Raw genomic sequence first — 23,741 nt, forward strand, 5'->3', positions numbered from 1 at the left:
AAGTTAAAAATAAAAAAGAAGCCGACGATGAATAGAAGGAAATTTATAAAAAATGCATCATTAACCGGTATAGGAATTGCTGCCAGTTCAGCTTTAAACGCTTGCAATACTCATTCAAATGAAGAAAATAAAAAACCACTTAATGATAATGTTACAACTTTGAAAAATAAAAATTTTCCAATCTCTATTTGCACTTGGGGCTTTGTTAATGCCAACGCAAAAGCAGGCGAATCTCTTAAAAACGGACTCAACGCACTAGATGCTGCAATTGCGGGCGTTGCTGTTGAAGAAGAAGACATAAGAAACACAACCGTTGGAAAAGGCGGTACGCCAGACCGAAAAGGTAATGTTACTTTAGACGCTTGTGTTATGGACAGTAATGGCGACTGTGGCGCCGTACTTTGTGTAGAAAACATAACCAACGTCGCAGCGCTTGCTAAAAAAGTGATGACAGATACACCGCACGTTATTTTAGCCGGAAAAGGGGCTGAAGAATTTGGTTACAGCCAAGGGTTTAAAAAAGAAAATCTGCTTACTGAAAGCTCTAAAAAAGCACTTGATAATTGGAAAAAAACTTCAGAATATAAACCTATAATCAATATCGAAAATCACGATACCATTGGTATGCTTTGCATGGACAAAAATGGTGATATTGCTGGCGCTTGTAGCACATCGGGTTTAGCTTATAAAATGAAAGGACGCGTTGGAGATTCTCCAATCATAGGCTCTGGCTTATTTATAGATAATGAAGTTGGCGGCGCTGTTGCTACTGGTCTTGGCGAAGAAGTTGTTAAAACCGTTGGTAGTTTTTTAATTGTTGAATTAATGCGACAAGGCAAAACACCACAAGAAGCTTGTGAAGAAGCTATAAAACGCATTACATCCAAAGGTGACGATTATAAGGATTTTCAGATTGCATATATTGCTATGAATAAAGCTGGCGAAACTGGTGCTTATTGTATTCATAAAGGTTTTGCAATGATGAAATATCAAGACGATAAAAATGAACGTGTAGAGGTGGATTATTTTAATAAAATCTAAAACCACTTCACTGTAATTCGCGCTAATTTTTCTTTATAATCTGTGTATGGCGGAAAAAGTAATTCTGCTATTCCAAAAAAGTTTTGCTTAACCACTGCACGTTCGTTACTAAAAGCTTTAAAACCATAATAACCGTTGGACTTACCGATGCCACTGTTATTTATTCCACCGAAAGGTAAATAATGATTTGCATAATGGATGATATTGTTGTTGATACAAGTTCCACCAGCCTTTGTGCTGTTAAGTATTCTTTTGGTATTCGCTTTGCTATTACTATAAATATATAATGCTAACGGACGTTCCTTTTTGTTGACATAAGCGATGGCATCATCAATTGTTGTATAGGTTAAGATTGGATAGATTGGTCCAAATATTTCTTCTTCTAAAAGTTTGGCATCATCTTTTAAATCAGATACCAAAGTTGGAGAAATATATTTTGAAGTTTCGTCCGTCTCGTTTCCAACTAGAAAATTTGCATTGTTTTCTTCGGCATCTTTTAAATATCCATTTAAACGTTTGTAATGCTTTGACGTAACGATACGAGCAAAAGAGCTAGATGTTTTAGGATTGCTGCCGTAAAAGTCTTTTAAAACAGTTTTACAAGCATCTACAAATTCATCTTTAATATTTTCTTGAACTAAAGCATAGTCTGGCGAAATACAGATTTGGCCAGCATTCATAAATTTTCCCCACATGATGCGTTTGGCAGCAACTTTCAAATTTGCCGTTTCATCTATAATAGTAGGTGATTTTCCGCCAAGTTCTAACGTTACAGAACTCAAATGTTCTGCAGCAGCCTTCATCACTATTTTTCCAACAGCAGGTGAACCTGTAAAGAATATGTGGTTAAATGGTAGTTTTAATAAATCTGTAGAAGTTTGTACTTCGCCTTCAACTAGAGCTACTTCTTCTTCATTAAAAACAGTTTCTACTATTTTCTTCATTAAAGCGGAAGAATTTGGTGTCATTTCCGACGGTTTTATAATAACCGTATTGCCAGCTGCAATGGCAGATACTAATGGCCCAAAAGTTAAATTGAAAGGAAAATTCCATGGCGAAATAATTAGACATACGCCTTTTGCTTCAAATTTAATATATGACGACGAACCCAATAATGCCAAAGGTGTTTTTACCTTTTGATTCCGCATCCATTTATGAAGGTACTTTTTTGCGTGTTTTATATCACCGATAACCTGATAAATCTCTGACATTTCGGTTTCCACCTTCGGTTTATTTAAATCTTTTTGAAGCGCAATAATGATTTCGTCTCTAAAAGTGATTTCAATAGCTCGTTGAAATGCATTTAATTTTGTTATGCGCTGATTATAAGTAGAATTAGAAACAGCATACTGATGCGCTTTCTGCTTAGCAAATAAACTATAATATGGGTTATCGGTAAAATCTGTCATTTAATCGGTATTGATTTTAAAGGGCTACATGGCGAAATTGTGTATTTCGTCGATGATTTCTGTAAACGTACTCCGTTTATCTAAAAGTACCCTGGTTTGGTCTAAAACATTCTGTACTAACCTTAATTGTGTTGTTAATTTGTGGTGTTGTTAAAAATAAGACAATAAAACAAAATGAAACAGGTAATTCTAATATTAGCATTTTTAACCTTACCAATTGTAGGGTTTGCACAGGCCGAAACGTCTGCACCTGCTAATACAGAATTGGTTTCTATCATTAAGGTAGAAGATGTTGCGCCACGCAAGGCAAGCACATCTCGTAACGCTAAGCACTTAAAAGTAAATTACAAAAAGAGTAATGACATTATTAGTATTAAAGCGTACAGAAAAAGCCTTAAAGACAAAATAAAAAGAGAAAGACTGTGCTAAGCACACAATTTAGTTTTAAATAGTTTGAAATCCTTTTGTCTGTTGATGAAAGGATTTTTTTTATAAATTTAAAATTCATGTAAAAAACATTCTTTCACCTAACACGCAGAATTTTTAATCTTAATTTTATTTTATAATTTATAAACTGTTAACTATCAATTAATTATTGTTTTTTATTCTACGTAATTTTACGGATATCCAGAAGAATTTAAAAAACTAGATTAGAGGTTTACTAATCTAAACAATAATACAGAATGACATTTAAAGCACCAAAGCACCAAATTATTATTTAAAATTTTATTAGCTATTACTTTAGTTTTTAATTTGAGTTGTGAAGAAGAAACTATAACAGAAATTGAGCAACTAAAAACAATACAAGAGGTAAGACTAGAAATTTCTACGCTATCTAAAACCAAAAATTATAACGTTATAAGCGAAACACTTAATAATGTCTATCAAAAATCACCACTTATTCGAGAATCTACAAATTATTCGCAGGAACGCAGCGCTACCGATTTTGAAAATACGTTTATCGTTGATACGACAAGTGTAAAATATATTGAAACAAATTATAGCCACAGTTATACCTTTGCACTTAATACCATATCTGCTACTGATTCTATAACTTCTATAAAAAATCTTTTACTTGCCAAGCATAATAATATGGATGAGTATTTACCAATGCTAGTCACTTATAATTTAACAGAACAAGAACTAATCGCCATAAACGATGGCGAAATACCATTAACTTACACCAATCAACCAATTTTTGAACGTTTAGAGGGTTTTGATTTAGTTCAGCTAGGTATGTTTAGATGTACAGAATTTACAACCACTTATACTTTTACTATACCTTGCTCTTGCCATACAGATGAAGACCACGAAGCTGCACCTTGTGGACATCCTCAAGGAGAAGTAATTTTTACTATAAGTGAAATTGGTGCATGCAGTGACTCTGGCGGAGTAGCGGGTAGTTCAGGAAATGACTCTGGTGGTACTAGTAATAATGGTGGTGGAACTCCAATAGATTGGGGCGGCGCAGAATATAGTCCTTATAATCCAGATAATAACAACAGTCAAGATATACTAGCTGAAGGTCCTGTAACACAAATTAATCCTCCACTACGAAGTATTGTAAGAACTGATATGGCTGATTTGTTAGATTTTCATGATACTAATTTTCTTAATAATTACCCACACATGGAAACCGCCTTTAACTCTTACTTATCCAATAATAGTGACACTGATGGCTACCAATTTATAGATTGGTCTATAGATTATTTACAATATATGTTTTTGTCTGGACAACCTTTAATTACAGGAGAAGACTCGCTAAATCCAGAACATCTAGATTACTTTAACACCATAGTAAATAGTAACCTTAGTAATGAAGAAATTATTGCAGAATTAGATTTTCATCAATTAGCACAAGAAGTAATTGCAGATGGTGGTAATGTTGACTACGAAGATAGGATTTACGAAGATTCAAGTTTTAAAAATACAGAAATTGAATGTATGCATGATGAATTGTTAGAAGGAGATGAAGAAAGCCTTTATAATTTAATGATAGCCAATTTTAAAAATGATAATGATGTATTAACATTGAAGGTTGCGGACATAGGTGAACAATGGGGAATCACTCACGGAAATAGTGCTAATAATACAGACTGGATATTTGATTATTACACTATAACCTATAGTGATGATATAAATAATGCATCTAACTTAGCAAAAATGGTTACATTGTGTCATGAGATAATACACGCATTTATGTATGATACTTTAGATGATATGGGAATTATAACCTACGAAGAAAATGGAAATCCAGAACTTAATATTTTATGTCCAGACATTCCAGCTAACGTAAATCTAAATACTTTAACAGCCCAAGAAAGATGGGTTGCACTATTATGCGCGTTTAATAGTAACAGTGTAGCGGCAGATGAAGAATGGGTTCATTCTCTATTTAATACTTCAACTTTTATCTTAACTACATATCGACAGGCGCTACAAGACTTTTTGTTCAATAATCACAATTGGCACGGCGAAAGCGAAGCCTTTAAAACATCTCTTCAAAATCAATTTGGTACTGCATGGAGAAGCAAAACGGCTGAGTACATGTCTTGGCAAGGTCTTGAACATACAGATGAATTTATTGGCTGGGCAGTTGGCGAAGGATTATCATCACAAGTAGGCACAAACGGAAGCATCACATATCCAGCTTTTAATGAACTAATAACGCTTGTTAAATTACAAGGGAAAAAAAATTGCTTATGAGAAATTTAAGGCTTATTCCATTTTTAATTTTATTCAATTTTTGTGCATCCCAAAACGCAAAAAATTATGATATATATTTAGTTTTTAATTCTAATAAAAAGGAAGTGTATATATCAGAGAGGAAAATCAATGATGGTTCTCAGAAGTTTTTTCACTTTGGTCGTAAAAACGAAGAAGAATACACTATGTTTATTAATGATACAGGAAAATTGGAGAAAAAACATCGAGCAAAATATGGTCTCGGATGTTGTAAAATTACGGCGATGCACGACAGCAAAGAAAATGAGGTTAAAACTTTAAGAGTAATAGATATGAAAAATATAATTACTTATGACGATTTTATGTCTGTAGATTTTAATCTTTTTTATAAAATAATTAAACGTGCCAAAAACGTTTATTTTGTGGATGAAGGATCGGAAACAGACAATTCAATACGACTTAAAGCATATGAAGTCAAATTTTGATAAATATTCTAGCATTTAAAGCCCAGATAGCGCTGACTTGCAGTCCGAGCAAAAAGTCAGATGCTTAATTTAAATAAACCAAAAAAAGCCCTTCAAATTAAATTAAAGGGCTTTTTTACTAATAGATATTATTTGATTTTGTTACCATTTTTATCGAAAAAATGATATTCAAGATAAGTGTAAGCATCTCTAGGTAAAACTTTTACCCATTTTTTGTGTTCAAAAAACCATTTTGAACGTGGTGATGGAAACCCTTTGGTTAAAAAGGCCGCTATAAATGGGTGTGCATGCAATGACACTTGTTTATAGTCTTTACGGTAAATACGTTTTAGGTCTTGATTAATACGCTCAACCACCTTAATTGGCGCTTCGATTTCGTCGCCACCAACACTATCTGGATTTACCTCTTTTGTTTTAATATTACGTTCTGGCCTAACGCGTTGTCTGGTTATTTGCACTAAACCAAACTTACTCGGCGGTAATATTTTGTGCTTTGCTTTATCATCTTTCATTTCGTCACGAAGATGATTGTAGAGTTTTTTTCGGTTTTCGGCTTTACCCATATCAATGAAATCTACCACGATAATGCCGCCCATATCACGCAAGCGTAACTGACGGGCAATTTCGGTAGCCGAAATAAGATTCACCTCTAATGCGGTGTCTTCTTGGTTTTTCTCTTTGTTAGAGCGGTTTCCACTGTTTACATCTACTACATGTAAGGCTTCGGTGTGTTCTATAACCAAATATGCGCCTTTTGCCATACTTACGGTGCGACCAAATGTTGTTTTTATTTGACGCTCAATACCAAATTTTTCAAAAATTGGCATTCCGTTTTTGTAGAGCTTAACAATAGATTCCTTTTTTGGTGCAATCTGGTGCACATAATCTTTTACTTGCTCATACAAGGCTTCGTCATCTACATGAATGCCTGAGAATGAATCGTTAAAAATGTCTCTTAAAATTGAAGAGGCTTTGTTCATTTCTCCTAGCACTTTAGTAGGATGATGTGCTTTGTAGAGTTTTTTGCACATTGCTGTCCATCGGTTCAGCAAACTTTGCAAATCACTGTCTATTTCTGCCACTTTTTTACCTTCGGCTACGGTGCGTATAATTACGCCGAAACCTTTAGGTGTAATACTTTTTACCAATCGTTTTAGACGGTCTTTTTCTTCTTGCGATTCTATTTTTTGAGAAACAGAAATACGATTAGAAAAAGGCACTAAAACAATATAACGACCTGCAATAGATAACTCTGAACTAATGCGTGGTCCTTTGGTAGAAATAGGCTCTTTTACAACTTGTACTAATAATGATTGGTTAGACTTTATAGCCTCGGCGATTTTGCCATGCTTGTCTAAATCTTTTTCAAAAGGAAAGTTTTTTAAAGAGTAATCTTTTAATTTCCCTGTGCTTACACGTTTAATGAATTTTAAAAGCGATGGCAATTGTGGTCCCAAATCATGATAATGCAAAAATGCATCTTTTTCATAACCTACGTTAACAAATGCGGCGTTTAAGCCCGGAATAACTTTGCGTATTTTGGCAATAAATATATCACCAACAGCAAAGTTGTTATCCTCATCATCTTTGTGCAATTCAATAAGTTTTCCATCTTTTAATAAGGCAAAATCAACAACATCTGAACTCGTTCTCACGATTAATTCTTTGTTCATAATAGTTAATTTATATCCATCTCTAAATTGAGACAAATGGATTGTACTTAATAATTTGACACAGGATGTCCCGTAATTTTACAAACGGGATTCCAACAAACATAAAGCATACTCTATTAAATATGCATTATATTCTATATCAAAGAACGTTTTTTAAAACCGAAAAAAGTAGCCTTTTCAACTACTTTTCATCGATTTATTTTTTCTTGTGACGATTAGCGCGTCTACGTTTTTTACGCTTATGCGTCGCTACCTTGTGTCTTTTTCTTTTCTTACCACTTGGCATAAATAATTCGGTTTTTAATTAATAATTTCTTTTTAGTATGTCTTAGTTCACTTCAACTTTAGTCTTAACACCTTCTAAGAAAACTTTAGCTGGCTTAAACGCTGGTATGTTGTGAGCTGGTATTTTAATTGTTGTATTCTTAGAGATATTACGTCCTGTTTTTTCTGCTCTAGTTTTAATAATAAAGCTTCCGAAACCTCTTAAATATACGTTATCTCCACTCTCTAATGAAGTTTTTACTTCGTCCATGAAAGATTCAACTGTAGCTTGTACATCACCTTTTTCGATTCCTAATTTATCAGAAATTTTAGCTACTAAATCTGCTTTTGTCATTTTATTTAATTGTTATGTTACTATTGTTTATAAGGGGTTGCAAATATATAGAATTTAAATTCAATATTTCAAGCGTAATTCATTAAAATTTAAGCCTATATAGTTTTATGTTTGTTGTATTGATTTAAAAACACGAATGAATTTTTCAAAAATCATAATTAATTGGTACTCAGCTCACAAAAGAGATTTACCGTGGCGTAAAACTCAAAATCCATACCACATTTGGTTATCAGAAATTATTTTACAACAAACACAAGTAAAACAAGGCCTGCCTTATTACCTAAAATTTGTGGAAGTATTTCCGACAGTTTTTGATTTAGCCGATAGTGATGAGCAAAAGGTCCTAAAGTTATGGCAAGGTTTGGGTTACTACTCACGAGCACGAAATCTTCATTTTACAGCTAAATATATAGCTGAAGAATTAAACGGTAACTTTCCAAATACTTACAAAGACATTGTTAAACTTAAGGGTGTTGGAGATTACACAGCAAGTGCCATTGCATCATTTGCTTTTAGTGAAGTTACAGCTGTTGTAGATGGTAATGTGTATAGGGTATTATCACGCTATTTTGGAATTGACACACCTATAAATTCTACTCAAGGTATTAAGGGGTTTAAAGCTTTAGCTACTGAGTTAATTGATAAAAAACAACCAGCTAAATTTAACCAAGCTATTATGGAATTTGGTGCACAGCAGTGCAAACCCAAAAACCCGTATTGTATTATTTGTCCTTTGCAAGAAAAATGCGTGGCATTTCAAACTAATAAAATTGAAAATTTGCCAGTAAAATTAAAAAAAACTAAAGTGAGAAATCGCTTTTTCAATTATCTCGTATTTTTAGATGCAAACCATAAGACTTTAGTCGAAAAACGCACTAAAAAAGGCATTTGGCAAAATCTCTATCAGTTTCCTTTAATAGAATCTGAAAAAAGTTTGTCTATCGATGAATTTGAAACTTTTTCAAAATCTTCAGAAATATTAAATGGTAAAACGTTCGATTTCAATTTATATAATGAAGCGGATATTATTCATAAACTATCTCATCAGCATCTACACACCAAATTTTGGATAATTCAACTTGAAGGCGAACTGGAAAACGCTGTATCTTATTCCGAGTTAAAGGAATTTCCTGTGCCTGCTTTGATTGGTGAGTTTATTTCAAAATTCAAATTTAAGAATTAGACCTATTCTAATTTTTATTATCTTTAAATACAGTTATAAAAGTGTAATTTTGTACACTATAAAATAAAATATTATGTCAGGAACTCTAAATAAAGTTATACTCATCGGAAACCTCGGAGACGAAGTAAAAATGCACTATTTTGACGATAAAAATTGCGTAGGTCGTTTCCCTATTGCAACAAGTGAAAGCTATGTAAGCAAACAAACCAATGAGCGAATTACAAATACCGAGTGGCATAATATTGTTGTGAGAAATAAAGCTGCAGAAATCTGCGAAAAATACCTTAGCAAAGGTGACAAGATTTATGTTGAGGGCAAGATTAAAACCCGTAAATGGACAGATGATAAAGGTATGGAACGCTATTCAACAGAAATTCAGTGTAATGAATTTACCTTTTTAACTCCTAAAGCTGATCAACAAAATTCTGCCCCACAACCACAAAATACATCGCAGAATACTGCGTCTGCGCAACAAACCTCTGCAAATGCACCAGTAGACGATAATGATGATTTACCATTTTAATTAACTTAAATCTTATTAATTTTGGACCCTGATCCCAGTAGCTTAAAATTTTTAATTATTTCTTTTGACGCTTCATTTTTGGTTAGCGTCCTTATATTGTTACTTTTATTGTTTTGCTCTGCGCTTATATCTGGTGCTGAAGTTGCTTTATTTTCTTTATCAAAATCAGATATTGATGGGTCAGATGAAGCACAGGCGAAAAATATAGAATTAATAACATCTCTCTTAGAACGACCAAAACGTTTACTAGCCACAATACTAGTAGCCAACAATTTTATAAATATTGCTATTGTTATTTTGTTTGCTTACATCGGTGAATTTTTATTTTCTGGAGTAAATAGTGCTTTAATACGATTTTTATTAGAAGTGGTGAGTGCTACTTTTTTAATCCTTCTTTTTGGTGAGATTATTCCAAAGATTTATGCAAGCAGAAATAGGTTGAAATTTTCATTAGCTCTTGCCAAACCACTCAAGTTTTTAGACGTGGTTTTTTCGCCTGTGAGCATGCCTTTACGTTTTATTACCATACAAATACAAAACAAACTCGGCAAAGAAAAATCTAATATAAGCGTAGACCAATTGTCACAAGCTTTAGAGCTAACAGACCATCAAGACACAACCAAAGAAGAGCAGCAAATTCTGCAGAGTATCGTGTCTTTTGGTAATACTGACACAAAGCAAGTGATGCGACCTCGTATGGACATTTTTGGGGTAAATATCGATGCCAATTTTGAAGACATTATCCCTGAAATTATTAATAATGGCTACTCTAGAATTCCTGTTTACAAAGAAAATATTGATACGGTTGTGGGTATTTTGTATGTAAAAGATTTACTCGAGCATCTCAACAATAAAACTTTTGATTGGACCACCATTTTGCGAGAACCTTTTTTTGTACCCGAAAACAAAAAACTTGACGATTTAATGCAAGAGTTTCAGACCAAAAAAGTACATTTAGCTGTTGTCGTAGATGAATATGGAGGCACCTCTGGAGTTGTATCATTAGAAGATATTATTGAAGAAATTGTTGGAGATATTAGTGACGAATATGACGATGAAGACCTTAATTTCACAAAAATTGATGATAACAATTACAGGTTTGATGGTAAAACGCCTTTAAAAGACATTTATAAAATTTTAAAGCTTGAAGACGTAAGCGTTTTTGAAGCTAAAAAGGGAGAAGCAGAAACATTAGCCGGTTTTGTCCTAGAAATATCTGGTGGTTTTCCAAGAATAGCTAGTAAAATAAATTTTGAAAATTACGTTTTTACAATAGAGAGTTTAGAGAAAAAACGCATTAAACAAATTAAATTGACTATTACTGAATAATAGCAAAATTATAAATGAGAAAACTTCTTATTCCTTTATGCGCTTTATTTTTATTGGGTTGTGACAATGACACATTACCAAAGCCAAAAGCATATCTAAGATTAAAGTACCCAACAGCTACTTACAAACGCGTAAATCCGCCTGTGCCATTTTCATTTGAAAAAAACGAATTAGCAAACCCAATTACAAAAATAAAAAATACCGAGAACGGAAATTCTTATAGTGTAGATATTGAGTATCCTAAATTAAAAGGAACAATATATCTAACTTATAATAAAGTTACCTCAGACAATTTAAAGGAACTTTTAAGAGATGCCCAAAATTTAACTCAAAAGCATACTCAGAAAGCAGACGAAATAGAAACTAACTTATTTGAAAACGCAGAAAAAAGCGTTTACGGCACTTATTACGAAGTTGGTGGTAATGCAGCATCACAATCTCAATTTTATGCAACAGATAGTACTAATCATTTTTTAAATGGTTCTCTATACTTCTACGCAAAACCAAATTACGATTCTATTTACCCAGCAGCTATTTATTTAAGTAATGATATAAAACGCATTATGGAAACTTTAGAGTGGAAAGAGTGAAGCTTTAAGTTAGAGGTTGAAAGATTGAAGACAGAAAACTAAATAAAAAAAGCCCATCAGAACTGATGGGCTTTTTCATTTTATAAATACTAATGATTAGTTAATCTTGGTAAACCCAAACACCATCAGTTTTAATTACTGCAAACTCTTCAATTTCATTACCTGGTTGCCAAGTTTGAGCTAACATAACGTATTTTTGACCTTCTTCTGCATTAGGGTCACGAGCGTCTAAAATAATATTCATAGCTCTTAGCATCATTTCGTCAGACCAGTTAGATGATCCTCCACTTCTACTAAAATTCCCAAAGCTATCAAGGTTAGAAACAGCAGCTTCAAAACCAGCAACACCTGTTAATTCAGTAACAACTAATTCGTAATCTGCTGTGACAAGCTCGTATCTTATTGTATTATCTGGAACCCACATACCTTCATCAAAACCAAACTGTAATGATGCCTGAAATGGTAACCATTCTCCATTTGTAAACGTATAGAAATCTCCTCGTAAAGAAACTCCACCAGAGAAATATTTGTAGATTACAAATAATTCATCGCCTTCTTGAGCAAATGGATAAGTGATTTCTAAAAATTGTGGTACGTAATTTTCTGGTAATACGTTATCACTAAAATTATCGAAACGACCTGGTTGTCCAGATTCTTCACCCATTGAGTCATAATCCGCAGAACTTAAATAGTAAACATCCTCGTTGAGTTCCCATTCAGAACCATCATAAGTATAATACTCACCTAAATTTTCAGAATCTCCAGTTACTCCTAGAGTCTTTATAGATAAACTTGCAACTCTCCATCTTGAAGATTCAGATAAAGTAGATTCATACTTAAATGCGATATGAATTTCTTCTCCATCGTAAGCTGAAAAATCTAAATCTCCAGTTGAAGTTTGACTTCCAAAAGCTAACTTATCAAAAGAAATAGCTGTCCATGTTGCAGTTGAAGGTGCATTACCAGATGTATAGTCAGTAGATACTAAAACATCAATTAAGTCTTGAGAACCTGCATTTATAAAGTCGATTTCTTGTAATATTTCAATAGATAAATCAGTTTCAGAAGTTAAATCAATTTCTGGAGAAATTAACCACTCTACGTTTGGTTGAGCACCAACACCACCACCAACGAAACCACTAGCTTGTACATAACCTGTTCTTTCTGTCCAAGCATCTTGAGCTCCGGAAATATCGCTAACAGTCCAACCATCAAAAGTAGTTGTAAAGTCAAATGAAACAACGTCTGCTAAACCAACAACTGGCTCTTCTGTGTATTGTACAAAAGTAGCTAAAACAATATCACCTGATTCAGGGCTAGCTATTTGATTATCTAAAATAGTAGGAATAAAGTCCTCTGGAGTTTCATTTGGATAAAAACCAAATCCTTGATTTGGTGTTACATTATAATCTGAATTTGAAAGTTGATAAGTATTAGCATCTGTATAATCAGAAACACCTTCAATACCACTAAAAAACAGGTTAAAATTAACCAATACCGAAGAGCCCTGACCATATAGTGGATACAAATCATCCAATAAACTAGGTACTAATAATTTTGCTTCATCTACAGATGCAAAAGCCCCATCTACTTCTAAAGTTTCATAATCTTCTGTTGTTAATGTATACTCAAATACACCAACATTTGGAGCGTCTGGCAATGCATCAACTTCTGCGTTGATGTCTTCCAATGGATTACAGCTTGTTAAAGCTATAGCCACTAAAGCGAATAAATAAACTATTTTTTTCATTTTCAATTTTTTTTAGAAGTTAATTTTAGCACCTACACTAAATGTACGTCCGAAACCGTAGTAAACTCTTGCGCCTTGTGCTGTACCATCACCATCTTGAGCATCTGCGATATATTCAGTATTAAATATATTGTTCATTCTAGCTGTTAAAGTTGCATCAAAGTTACCAAATTTAAAACCGTGTCTTACAGCGGTATCAAAAATACCATAAGCAGGAACTTCCCATGCTTGAGGACCTGCAGAACCTCTATCACTAGGGTCAAAATCTGCATATAAATCTGCAAAGTAATTATAATCTACAGTAAGCGTAGTTTTAGGACCTACATCATAATTTGCGCCTAATGCAAATGTAGTTTGAGCAGCATCACCAACTTTAAGGTCTTCGATAATAATATCTACAGTATCAATAAGGTTTTGATCTTCGTCTCTAATCTCTACATCTTCAACATTGTTTGCCCATCTCCAATCTCCGATAGAGGCCATACCTGTTAATTTTAAATTATCCCAAGGTCTGTAAACAAAATCAATCTCAATACCTTGGTGGATAGCGTTTACACCTAAGATGTTTACGAAGGCTAATTCATTATTTTGAGTTTGGAAAGATGCAAATTCAGTTCTATCATCCCATTTTGTGTAATACACGTTTACGTTAGCACTTATTTTTTCACTTCTGTAGCCGTAGCCTAACTCAAAACTTGTGATTTTTTGGTTTTCAGCATCATCATTAATATTTTCATTATCAAACTCAGGGTAAACCGCTCTAAAGAAAGGCGCTTTTTCAAAATAACCCAAGTTAGCAAACACATTATGATTTTCGTCTAAGTTATAGTTAGCACCACCTTTTGCACCGTAAGCGAAAAAGTTTGATGTGCCAGTTGTTTGTAATGGGTCAGAATCTAAATAATTAAAGTAATCTACACGTTTATAACCAGTATTAGACGCTGCTAAAGAAACGAACGCTGCTAATTTGTCTTTGGAATATTCTGCTTGAGCAAATCCACCTAACCAATTAACAATACCGTCATTATTGTAATTAACTTTATCACCAACTTGCGTCTGTCTATTAGGGTTATTTACATCTGTATCATCAAGGAAATAACGTCCTCCTAATAAATCTGTAACTTCTTGGAAGTGGATACCTCTATAGTATCTAAAATCTAAACCACCTAAAAGCACAATCTCGTCTGTTAAATCTGTTTGGTAAGTCGATAAAACTCCGTACCACTTATGGTCATTTCGAGATGCTCTTAAAATTGTTTCAGAACCGTTTACTCCTAAGTCTTCGTTTTCTTGAGCAATTCTATCAAAGTCAATTGGTCCGTATAAACCATCTCTGTATTCTCCAATACCTGTCGATGAATCAAAACCGAATTTGTTAACTCCACGGAATCCACCGCCACCACCAGAACCAAACGATACATAAGCTGCTGTAGATAATTTAGATTTGTCATTAATTGTCCAATAGTGATTTAAAGAAATTTGAGGCTTGTGGTAAAAATTGTCTTCTTGAAACGTTACTTGACCATTTCTGTAACCCCAATCAGAGTTAAATCTAATTCCGCTTGGTGCATTTCTAAAAGTCTCAATAGAATGTCTGTTTTGTCTTTGACCATGTTGTTGCTTAGCGCCAAAAGCTGTTAAAGCTAATTTATGATTATCGTTAATTTGCTTAGAAATATTTATAAAATATGAAACTGCATCAAATTGAGTACCATCTACGTAACCATCACCTTCGGTCTTAGCAGCGGAAATTGTTGCTGCATACCCATTATCCATTAAACCTGTAGAATACGTTACACCAAACTTTTTGTAACCATCGTTACCTAAGGTAGTATAAAAGTTACCACCAGCTTCAACGTCAGTTGTTTTAGAAATAATATTTATTGTTCCACCAACAGAAGGTACTGCAACTTTAGCTGCTCCTAAACCTCTTTGTACTTGCATAGAACTAGTTACATCACCTAAACCTGCCCAGTTACTCCAAAATACACGACCATTTTCCATATCGTTTACAGGAACACCGTTTATCATTACCGCAACGTTTTCAGAGTTAAAACCACGTAAGTTTATACGTCCGTCACCGTATCCACCACCTTGTTTTGTAGCGTAAACACCTGGTGTAGACTTTAAAATTTCAGGAAATTCTTGAGTTCCTAACTTTAATTCAATCTGGTCTGCTTTTACAGTTGACACCGCTACTGGCGTTTTTCTATCAACAGCTACAGAAGCAATAATCATTACCTCATCAAGTCCAACGTCACTTACTGTAAGTGCAATAGTGCCTAAGTCTTTACTCCCGTCAAACGCGATTGTTTGAGATACATAACCTACGTAAGAAATTACTAATTCTCCTGAAGCTTTTTTTGTAGTAATTGAAAAATTACCGTCAAAATCTGTCGAAGTACCATTTGTTGTACCCTTTTCAAGGATGTTAACTCCAGGTAAAGGTCCATTAAAGTCTGAACCTAAAACTTTACCCGTAATTGTGCTTTGCGAAAAAGCTACCGAAGTAACTAACATCACAGCAAAAGCTAATACAAATTGTGAAATTTTTTTCATTTGAGTTTAAAATTGAAATTGTTTTTACGCCGCGAAAGTACGATTAAACCCTATAGTCAATATTACCTAAATGTTAAGAAATTTAACAGTTATAAAATCTATGAATTCAATGAAAAAAATGCCAAAAAAATAAATTATTCTAGGTGAGAATTAACCTTAATTATGGTTTTTATAAAAATTTATTAAATTTTGTGTAGAGGAATCGTGCTGGTTTTTTATTTCGGTAGAATGTAAATCCTCCAAAATATTTTTTGCTAGTTTTTTACCTAGCTCAACTCCAAATTGGTCGTAGCTAAAAATATTCCAGATAATACCTTGAACAAAGATTTTGTGCTCATACATAGCAATTAATTTACCTAAACTTTCCGGTGTTAATTGCTGAATTAAAATAGATGTTGTTGGCTTATTTCCTTCAAACTTTTTAAAAGGTAAAAGCATTTGTTTTTGGTCATTAGTAGCATCTGCTAATTCTTCTAAAACCTCAGCTTCGGTTTTACCATTCATTAATGCTTCTGTCTGTGCAAAATAATTAGACATTAACTTGTCATGATGGTCTTTATTGCCATGAAGTGATTTTACAAAACCTATAAAATCTGTCGGAATTAATTTTGTACCCTGATGAATTAATTGAAAAAAGGCATGTTGTGAATTTGTTCCCGGTTCACCCCAAATTAATGTTCCTGTTTGATAGTTCACTTCATTACCGTTTCTATCAACACTTTTTCCATTACTCTCCATAATACCTTGTTGCAAATAGGTTGCAAATTGATTAAGGTATTGCGTGTAAGGAATTACTGCTTCGCTTTCAGCTTCAAAAAAGTTATTATACCATATCGTCAACAAGGCTGAAATTACCGGAATATTCTTCTCAAAATCAGAAGTTTTAAAATGGACATCCATTTTATGCGCACCTGTTAATAGACTTTCAAAATTATCATAACCTATAGCCAAGCTTATAGATAAACCAACTGCACTCCATAGCGAAAAACGACCGCCAACCCAATCCTTCATCGGAAAAATATTAGATTCAGCTATACCAAAATTTTTAACGCTCTCCACATTCGTTGAAACTGCTACAAAATGATTAGCTACCGCTTCTTTTGGCTGCGATTGTAAAAACCATTCTCTTATCGATTTGGCATTAGAAAGTGTTTCTTGCGTTGTAAATGTTTTTGAAACAATAACGAACAGCGTTGTTTCTGGATTTAAGTTTTTAACTATTTCTTGGTAGTGGTCACCATCTACATTACTTACAAAATGCGTATTAAGATGATTTTTATAAAACTGTAGCGAATCAACGACCATGGCTGGTCCTAAATCCGAACCGCCAATACCAATATTTACAATATCTGTAATTTGATGTCCTGAAAAACCCTTGTGACTACCACTAACAACCGCATCCGTGAAGTTTTTAATTTTTTCTTTCACTTGAAAAACCCCCGGAATAACATTTTCGCCATTTACAAAAACCTGAGCATCTTTGGTTTCTCTTAACGCCGTATGGAGCACTGCTCTGCCTTCTGATTTGTTGATAATATCCCCTTCAAAATATTTTGAAATAGCATCTTTGAGATTCAGCTCGTTAGCCAATTCAAAAAGCAATTCTAGTGTTTTATCAGTAATTCTATTTTTTGAAAAATCGACGTAAAAATCATCCCAAATCACGGTCAGTTCTTCGGCACGTTTTGGGTTGGTTTTGAATAATTCTTTTAAATGAACATCTTTAATTTCTGAAAAATGTGCTTGTATATTAGACCAGGCTTTTGTGGTTGTTGGATTGGTTGATTGTAATGCCATAATTTTATTTTTAATCTGCCTAAATATGCATTTATACTGCTCTCTATATAGAAGCAGCGTTCCTATTAATTTTGAATGAAAAAATTAGCCTACTGAATCTCTGAAATAGTCTCTTCAGTTTCAGGTTTTAGAGAATCTTCTATTAAAATGATATTATCTAATTGCTGTTTTATCGGCGCAATGTGATTTAAAAACTTTGCTTTTAAACTATCTGAAATAGGCTTTGCTTCAGGCAATTTTTCTTTAAAAGGATCTACTTGCTTTCCATTTTTCCAAAAGCGGTAACATACATGGTTACCTGCAGAACTACCTGTATTACCAACGTAGCCTATCACTTCACCTTGTTTTACATATTCGCCAACTTTTACTTTACGACGAGACATGTGTAAATATTGAGTTTCGTAAGTAGAATTGTGTCTTAATTTTACATATTTACCATTTCCTCTCGTATAAGACGATTTAGTTACGGTACCACTAGCAGTTGCTAAAATTGGTGTGCCATTTTGGGCTGCAAAATCAGTTCCTTTATGCGCTTTTACTCGGTAACCGTAATGGGCAATACGTCTTTTAAGATTGTATTTTGAAGAAATTCGTCCAAACTTTAAGGGCGATTTTAAAAAAGCACGTCTTAAGTTTTTAGCATCCTCATTAAAATAATCTACAATACCTCTTACGGAATCTGACTCAAACTCAAAGGCGTAAAAGTCTTCTTTGTTATGCTGAAAATAGGCTGCTTTTACACGGTCTACTCCAGCATAAATACTATCATCTATATATTTGTCTGTATAGATAACTTTAAATCTGTCGCCTGGTTGTAAACGATTAAAATCGATAGTCCAAGCATAAATTTGATTTGCCATTTTACTCGCCAAACGCTGACTTAATCCTTTTTTATCGAGCACTACAGAAATTCCTGTGCCTGGCGTTATAACACCAGATGCTTCTCTTTCGACATATTTTATAGGCTTTCTTCCCATATACGTTTGTATAGAATCCTGAAAATCTATAACAACGTATTCTTCCTTATTTGGCTGATATATAAAACTTTTAGGTGTTTCTAAGCTGTCTTTAGCACAGAGTAACGTGTAAGGCTTACCCACTTGAAGCTTACGAATATCAAAAGTATCTTTAGCCTTTTCGGCAATTTGAAAAATCTTTGGATAGCCAATGTTATTGCGTTCTAAAATTTCACCAAAGCTATCTCCACGTTTTATAGTATCTCGTTTTACAATGAAATTATCGAGATTAAACCCAAACTCGTAGGTTGGTTCAATTTCTTCAACCAATACTAATTCTTCCGGTAAATCTTTAGGCTCTTCAGTTTTACAATTTAAAAATGTGGTTGCAATTGCTACAAACCAAACTAATTTTTTCAAGTTCATTAATCGTGTTTCAGTTTAAATATTAGTTCCCCAATTTTTAATTTCTTCTTCGCTCCATAATTCAGGAAAGAATATGCGTTTCTGATATTTTGGATGCATGTATTTTTTCCAGTCGCTTCCGCCAGTAGCTTCTCCATCTCCGATACCACTATCTATATAATGCTTTGCGGCATTATAATGTGCCATAACCCAAGTAACGTTTACCGTATAATCGTAATGACGCATGGCTTTGACTAAGTCTTCATCTTGCTGGTCTTTTTTAGGTAATTCTTTAAAGCGCGACCATAAATTTTTGGTGTTATAAGTTTCCATAAATCTTAAAAACTCATCTTTGTAACGCTTTTCAAAATTTATTAATAGTGTAGATTTTTCACCTGTACTATGGTCTTTCCCAGCTGCTTGCCAATACAAATGTTCAAAAGCGTGTGTAAACGGTGTTTTGCGATCTATTTTTTTTCGGAATCTGTAATCTATAAGATTGATGAGTTCTGTTGAAGCAAATTCTATTAACCTGTACTGTGCGCTTTGAAAACCACTTGCTGGCGTCAAAGTGTATCTAAATTTCATATATTGCTCCACTTCCATACCTTCTCGCATAATATTGAAAGAGGTTGTGAGCATATCGAAATATCTTGAAATACGCATAATTTTATTCTCGAAAAAAGTAACATCTAAACTTTCTTTTTCCGCGACTTGAGAAATTTCCCAAAGAATCATTTTAAAAATGAGTTCGTTGATTTGATGGTAGGCAATAAACACCATTTCATCTGGCAAAGTTGTGCGTTGTATTTGTAAATTTAGTAAAGCATCGGTTTGGATATAATCCCAATAGGTAATGGGCTTACTATAAAGCAAACCCATTAAGTGGTCATCTGTATCTTGACCAATAGAGTCGTACTTCTGTTGAAGCGCTTTTATGATATGTGAATAGTCTGGTTGGTCGGCCATAGTTTTTTAATTATCAAATTCCACTTCAAATTGATGCTTCAATCCTTTATATTGATATAAATCTGCACGAAGCGAACCAACAGCTAAATCTGCTTTTATCTTTAGTGGAATTTTGTTGTCGTCTGCACTTACCCAAAGAGTTAAACTTTCTTCTTCTTTAAACACACGACCTGCCATTACGTAAGGTCTAAACTTTAGTGTTTTTACTTTAATTCGGCTTCCGTTAACTGTTACTTTTATGGTTTCACGACCTAAATATTTTAGGCGAAATGGGTAGTTTTCTTTATCAAAAAACATACTCAACTTTACCACATCTCCTTCTTTAATTTTATCTGTATCGTAATTATTACGAAGGTAATAAAAGGCCGAAACCATGTCTTGTACATTCTCGTGAATATCAAATGTTTCTTTACTTTTGTACTTCTTGTTATTGACTAGTGCTTTGTTTTTAATATGGTCAAAATCAATTTCTATGTCTTTGGTATGGCCGCCTTCGTCAATTTTTCTGATAAATTTATATGGTAAACCTGTTTGAGTATCAAAATAAGTTTCATAACGGTCGCGGACTTTAAAAAATGCATTAATAAGTCCTGTTGTTTTTCCTTTTCCGACAACATGATAAACTTGTTTGCCGTCTAGTGATTTTTGTTTGATATTTAATGTGGCTTCACCAGCTTTAAACCAACCAGAATAACTCATACGAAACTTGAACCACTCACCATCTTGGAATGCCGATTGTTTCTGTGCCTTAGCGACTTGTAGTGTAGCTATAGTTAGTATAAGAAGTAAGACGTTTTTCATAATCTATTTGTAATGCAAATGTAAAATTTATATCTACACTTAATTAGTAATATTTGAACATTTACAATTACTATTCCAAAAATATTAAAAATCAAAAAGCATCTTATTTTTATAGTATTAAGTTCTCGTTAAAAAAATAAAGCCAAAATAATCTAGATAATACTAGTTTATTTTGGCTTTAAAAAAAAATCGCAAATGTTTATTTTATAATTACTTTTTTAGTTATTGTTTTGTTGTTAGTAGAACTGATTTGTACCATGTAAATACCCGATGGTAAACTTAAATCTAATGTTATATTTTGATTTGAACTATCATAACTTAGATTTTGTAGTATGCGACCATTAATATCAAAAACTTTAATATCTAAAATGTTAAATCTTGAGTTTGATATTGTAAAACTCCCAGAATTAGATGGATTAGGATAAATTTTTAAAGCTTCAACCAATTCAAAATCATTAACGCTCAATGGAAATCCACTTGGTAGACTTCCTGGATATTCTACACCAGTGCCATTCATTCCATTATCTCCTGAGCCATCTTCGGTCATCCAATTATTAGTTACGTTTGTTAGTTGAGCAACAAAATCACTAAGCGAGCTAAAAGTGGTTGGCCCTGAATAAACAGCTACATCTGCATCCTCATCTAATGATTCTAAATCAATTATATTTGAAGGTGAAAATGGAGCTGGAGGAATACGACCTGGTAATGTACTGTCATCTGTAAAAAATGCCGAAATCATAGTGCCCAATGTTAAAGAATTTGAGCTTTGATAGATAAAAATTTCTTCGTTACTCGTCCCCAATGCCCAACTACCTGGCCCATTAAATGAAATGCTTCCCATACTGGCACTAGCACTACCACAAGTCGTAGCAGTTTCAGCATGTGTAATAACATTAATTCCTGTTAAGGAAGAAATTGTACTTCCCGTATCGTTAGTCCAAATTAAATCTCCTTCTGTGGGTGTTTGCCATTGGTCAAAATCCTCTTCACTAAATCTTATTTCTGTTCCGGGTAGTAAATCTACATAGCTAACAAATGCAAAAGCTTCATTACAGTTTGTTCCTCCTGTTGCACCGTCTCCATAATATCCAATTATCATTACTTCGCCTTGGTTAAGGGTTGTTTGTGAAAAAATTTTAGTTGAATTTAAAAAGAAGAATGCCAAGCATAGGTTTAAGAAAAGTAATTTTTTTATCATAACTTTTTGATTTTTAATTAATTCAAACCAAAAATAGTCAATTAACTTATATTGTATGATAAATTTCGACTTTATTATAGAGTACCTCGCTTTGCCTGTTCTCTTTCAATAGACTCAAACAAGGCCTTAAAATTTCCGGCTCCAAAACCTTTTGCACCCATACGTTGAATGATTTCGAAAAATAAAGTAGGCCTATCTTCTACTGGTTTTGTAAAAATCTGAAGCAAGTAACCTTCTTCATCGGCATCAATCATTATACCTAATGATTTTAATTTTTCGATATCTTCTCTCAGTTCGTGGCTAAATTCTTCTAATCTGCCAGGAACAGCTCTGTAATATTCTTCTGGTGGCGTTGATAAAAATTCGACGCCGTTTTTCCGTAATTGTGAAACGGTTTTAATAATGTCATCTGTAGCTACAGCAATATGCTGAACGCCTGCACCTTCATAAAAATCTAAATACTCTTCAATCTGAGAGCGTTTTTTTCCTTTGGCTGGTTCGTTAATTGGGAATTTAATTCGTCCATTGCCATTAGACATAACCTTACTCATTAATGCTGAATATTCCGTATGGATTTGTTTATCATCGAACGATAGGAAGTTCTCAAAGCCCATAACATCCTCGTACCATTTTACCCAAACATCCATCTGGTTCCAACCTACATTTCCAACCATATGGTCAATGTATTTTAAACCTGCTGATGGTGGATTGTAATCGGATCCCCATTTTATAAAACCTGGTAAAAATGCACCATTATAGTTTTTTCGTTCTACAAACATATGTACCGTTTCGCCGTAAGTGTATATTCCTGAACGAACAACCTCACCATGTTCGTCTTTTTCAACTGTTGGCTCCATATAAGATTTTGCACCTCTTGAAGTGGTTTCTTCATAAGCGCTTCTGGCATCTTCTACCCAAAGCGCCACAATTTTTACGCCATCGCCATGCTTAACGATATGGTCGTTAATTTTTGACTTACTATTTAGCGGCGTCGTTAACATGAGCTTAATTTTATCTTGAGTCAAAACATAACTCACTGAGTCTTTTGCTCCAGTTTCAAGTCCACGATAGGCATATGATTGAAACCCAAAAGCTGTTTTATAAAAGTGTGCTGCTTGCTTTGCATTACCGACATAAAACTCTACGTAATCTGTTCCTAAAAGCGGTAAAAAATCTTGTGCGCCTTCAAAAATTTTCTCTAATCCGTAATTGACCGATTTTATTTCTTTTGCCATAATTTATTCGTTTATAATCGAATCTATATTAATAGAATCAATTTCTTTTTCAATACTATATTCTTCAACTTCTATTTTGGTGGAATCGTTTTCCCATTCGTAATCATCGTACTCTTCGTAGTTGTAATCATCGTTGCTATTAAATTCGCCATTTCGCATACTTTCTAACATCGCTGTTGAAAATAACGAACCGTATAAAATTAGTATTAGAATTGCGAATAAAAATATAAGCGAATTGATAATTACAGCAATTAAATTAATCACTTTTGCTGTACTCACATTAGTGTAACTTGCGCGTTCGTATGCTTCAGGATTTTCTTTGTAAGCATTTAAACTTTTATTCGCCATAACTAAACCGGCGATACTTAATCCTAAAGGAACTATAGCCGTTATACCGTAACAACAACAGCTCGCAATTCCGATGACTAAACCTATAATTCCTAAAACTAATGCAGTTGGTTCTGCTGGTAATTTACTTTTATACATTTTAAAAAGCCCCATCTAACTTCCCCAATTGGGGAAGAACTCTAACGG

Annotated in this window: 20 protein-coding genes; 8 read left to right on the forward strand and 12 right to left on the reverse strand. The window is 33.6% G+C overall.

Translation table 11 applies throughout. The annotated features are described in order from the left end of the window. Nucleotides 1-27 precede the first annotated feature (27 nt). Nucleotides 28-1,041: an isoaspartyl peptidase/L-asparaginase family protein gene (locus ACFQ1Q_RS03810; RefSeq protein ID WP_386128147.1), complete on the forward strand. Its 1,014-nt coding sequence runs from the start codon at nucleotides 28-30 to the stop codon at nucleotides 1,039-1,041. On the opposite strand, the gene ACFQ1Q_RS03815 is transcribed toward ACFQ1Q_RS03810, so the two are convergent. Then, on the reverse strand, nucleotides 1,038-2,450 hold the full coding sequence (locus ACFQ1Q_RS03815) for an aldehyde dehydrogenase family protein (RefSeq protein WP_386128149.1): 1,413 nt from the start codon (nucleotides 2,448-2,450) through the stop codon (nucleotides 1,038-1,040). The genes ACFQ1Q_RS03810 and ACFQ1Q_RS03815 overlap by 4 nt on opposite strands. Nucleotides 2,451-2,624: 174 nt before the next feature. On the opposite strand from ACFQ1Q_RS03815, the gene ACFQ1Q_RS03820 reads away from it, so the two are divergent. From ACFQ1Q_RS03820 to ACFQ1Q_RS03830, 3 genes are all read left to right on the forward strand, one after another. Then, a complete protein-coding gene (locus ACFQ1Q_RS03820; RefSeq protein WP_386128151.1) occupies nucleotides 2,625-2,879 on the forward strand; it encodes a hypothetical protein in 255 nt (84 codons plus the stop codon). Between the two features lie 324 nt (nucleotides 2,880-3,203). Beyond that, entirely contained in the window at nucleotides 3,204-5,156 is a 1,953-nt protein-coding gene (locus tag ACFQ1Q_RS03825; RefSeq protein WP_386128153.1) for a hypothetical protein, read from the forward strand. Beyond that, nucleotides 5,153-5,620, forward strand: a complete 468-nt coding sequence (locus ACFQ1Q_RS03830) for a hypothetical protein (protein ID WP_386128155.1) — start codon at nucleotides 5,153-5,155, stop codon at nucleotides 5,618-5,620. The genes ACFQ1Q_RS03825 and ACFQ1Q_RS03830 overlap by 4 nt, the downstream gene beginning before the upstream one ends. 128 nt (nucleotides 5,621-5,748) lie before the next feature. On the opposite strand, the gene ACFQ1Q_RS03835 is transcribed toward ACFQ1Q_RS03830, so the two are convergent. Together ACFQ1Q_RS03835 and ACFQ1Q_RS03840 are read right to left on the reverse strand one after the other, a co-directional pair. Continuing rightward, nucleotides 5,749-7,293, reverse strand: a complete 1,545-nt coding sequence (locus ACFQ1Q_RS03835; RefSeq protein WP_386128157.1) for an Rne/Rng family ribonuclease — start codon at nucleotides 7,291-7,293, stop codon at nucleotides 5,749-5,751. A gap of 328 nt (nucleotides 7,294-7,621) precedes the next feature. Continuing rightward, a complete protein-coding gene (locus ACFQ1Q_RS03840; protein ID WP_386128159.1) occupies nucleotides 7,622-7,912 on the reverse strand; it encodes an HU family DNA-binding protein in 291 nt (96 codons plus the stop codon). A gap of 136 nt (nucleotides 7,913-8,048) precedes the next feature. Here ACFQ1Q_RS03840 and mutY point away from each other — a divergent pair, with 136 nt between their 5' ends. From mutY to gldD, 4 genes are all read left to right on the forward strand, one after another. After that, nucleotides 8,049-9,095 carry an A/G-specific adenine glycosylase gene (gene mutY, locus ACFQ1Q_RS03845; RefSeq protein WP_386128161.1) on the forward strand — a complete coding sequence of 349 codons (1,047 nt, stop codon included), beginning with the start codon at nucleotides 8,049-8,051 and terminating at the stop codon, nucleotides 9,093-9,095. A 73-nt stretch (nucleotides 9,096-9,168) separates the two neighbouring features. After that, nucleotides 9,169-9,618, forward strand: a complete 450-nt coding sequence (locus ACFQ1Q_RS03850; RefSeq protein ID WP_386128163.1) for a single-stranded DNA-binding protein — start codon at nucleotides 9,169-9,171, stop codon at nucleotides 9,616-9,618. 21 nt (nucleotides 9,619-9,639) lie between these two features. Continuing rightward, nucleotides 9,640-10,947, forward strand: a complete 1,308-nt coding sequence (locus ACFQ1Q_RS03855; protein WP_386128165.1) for a gliding motility-associated protein GldE — start codon at nucleotides 9,640-9,642, stop codon at nucleotides 10,945-10,947. A gap of 14 nt (nucleotides 10,948-10,961) precedes the next feature. After that, nucleotides 10,962-11,537, forward strand: coding sequence for a gliding motility lipoprotein GldD (gldD, locus tag ACFQ1Q_RS03860; protein ID WP_386128167.1), 576 nt, complete (start codon nucleotides 10,962-10,964; stop codon nucleotides 11,535-11,537). 100 nt (nucleotides 11,538-11,637) lie between these two features. On the opposite strand, the gene ACFQ1Q_RS03865 is transcribed toward gldD, so the two are convergent. The 9 genes from ACFQ1Q_RS03865 to ACFQ1Q_RS03905 all read right to left on the reverse strand — a co-directional run bounded on the left by ACFQ1Q_RS03865 (nucleotide 11,638) and on the right by ACFQ1Q_RS03905 (nucleotide 23,708). After that, nucleotides 11,638-13,287, reverse strand: a complete 1,650-nt coding sequence (locus ACFQ1Q_RS03865) for a choice-of-anchor J domain-containing protein (RefSeq protein ID WP_386128169.1) — start codon at nucleotides 13,285-13,287, stop codon at nucleotides 11,638-11,640. 12 nt (nucleotides 13,288-13,299) lie between these two features. Continuing rightward, a complete protein-coding gene (locus ACFQ1Q_RS03870; RefSeq protein ID WP_386128171.1) occupies nucleotides 13,300-15,846 on the reverse strand; it encodes a TonB-dependent receptor in 2,547 nt (848 codons plus the stop codon). Nucleotides 15,847-16,002: 156 nt separating this feature from the next. Next, nucleotides 16,003-17,643, reverse strand: coding sequence for a glucose-6-phosphate isomerase (gene pgi / locus ACFQ1Q_RS03875; protein ID WP_386128173.1), 1,641 nt, complete (start codon nucleotides 17,641-17,643; stop codon nucleotides 16,003-16,005). Nucleotides 17,644-17,732: 89 nt separating this feature from the next. Further along, nucleotides 17,733-19,025 carry a peptidoglycan DD-metalloendopeptidase family protein gene (locus tag ACFQ1Q_RS03880; RefSeq protein ID WP_386128175.1) on the reverse strand — a complete coding sequence of 431 codons (1,293 nt, stop codon included), beginning with the start codon at nucleotides 19,023-19,025 and terminating at the stop codon, nucleotides 17,733-17,735. A 15-nt stretch (nucleotides 19,026-19,040) separates the two neighbouring features. Next, nucleotides 19,041-19,973: a tryptophan 2,3-dioxygenase family protein gene (locus tag ACFQ1Q_RS03885; RefSeq protein WP_386128177.1), complete on the reverse strand. Its 933-nt coding sequence runs from the start codon at nucleotides 19,971-19,973 to the stop codon at nucleotides 19,041-19,043. 6 nt (nucleotides 19,974-19,979) lie between these two features. Next, the gene (locus ACFQ1Q_RS03890) at nucleotides 19,980-20,774 is read right to left on the reverse strand and encodes a DUF3108 domain-containing protein (protein ID WP_386128179.1); all 795 of its coding nucleotides are present in this window, start codon (nucleotides 20,772-20,774) and stop codon (nucleotides 19,980-19,982) included. Between the two features lie 199 nt (nucleotides 20,775-20,973). Continuing rightward, nucleotides 20,974-21,972 carry a T9SS type A sorting domain-containing protein gene (locus ACFQ1Q_RS03895; RefSeq protein WP_386128181.1) on the reverse strand — a complete coding sequence of 333 codons (999 nt, stop codon included), beginning with the start codon at nucleotides 21,970-21,972 and terminating at the stop codon, nucleotides 20,974-20,976. A 74-nt stretch (nucleotides 21,973-22,046) separates the two neighbouring features. Continuing rightward, on the reverse strand, nucleotides 22,047-23,207 hold the full coding sequence (gene hppD / locus ACFQ1Q_RS03900) for a 4-hydroxyphenylpyruvate dioxygenase (RefSeq protein WP_386128183.1): 1,161 nt from the start codon (nucleotides 23,205-23,207) through the stop codon (nucleotides 22,047-22,049). Nucleotides 23,208-23,210: 3 nt separating this feature from the next. After that, complete coding sequence (locus ACFQ1Q_RS03905) at nucleotides 23,211-23,708, reverse strand: CCC motif membrane protein (protein WP_386128185.1); 498 nt, start codon at nucleotides 23,706-23,708, stop codon at nucleotides 23,211-23,213. Between the last annotated feature and the right edge of the window lie 33 nt (nucleotides 23,709-23,741).

The organism is Winogradskyella litorisediminis, from assembly GCF_042675765.1.
GTDB lineage: Bacteria > Bacteroidota > Bacteroidia > Flavobacteriales > Flavobacteriaceae > Winogradskyella > Winogradskyella litorisediminis.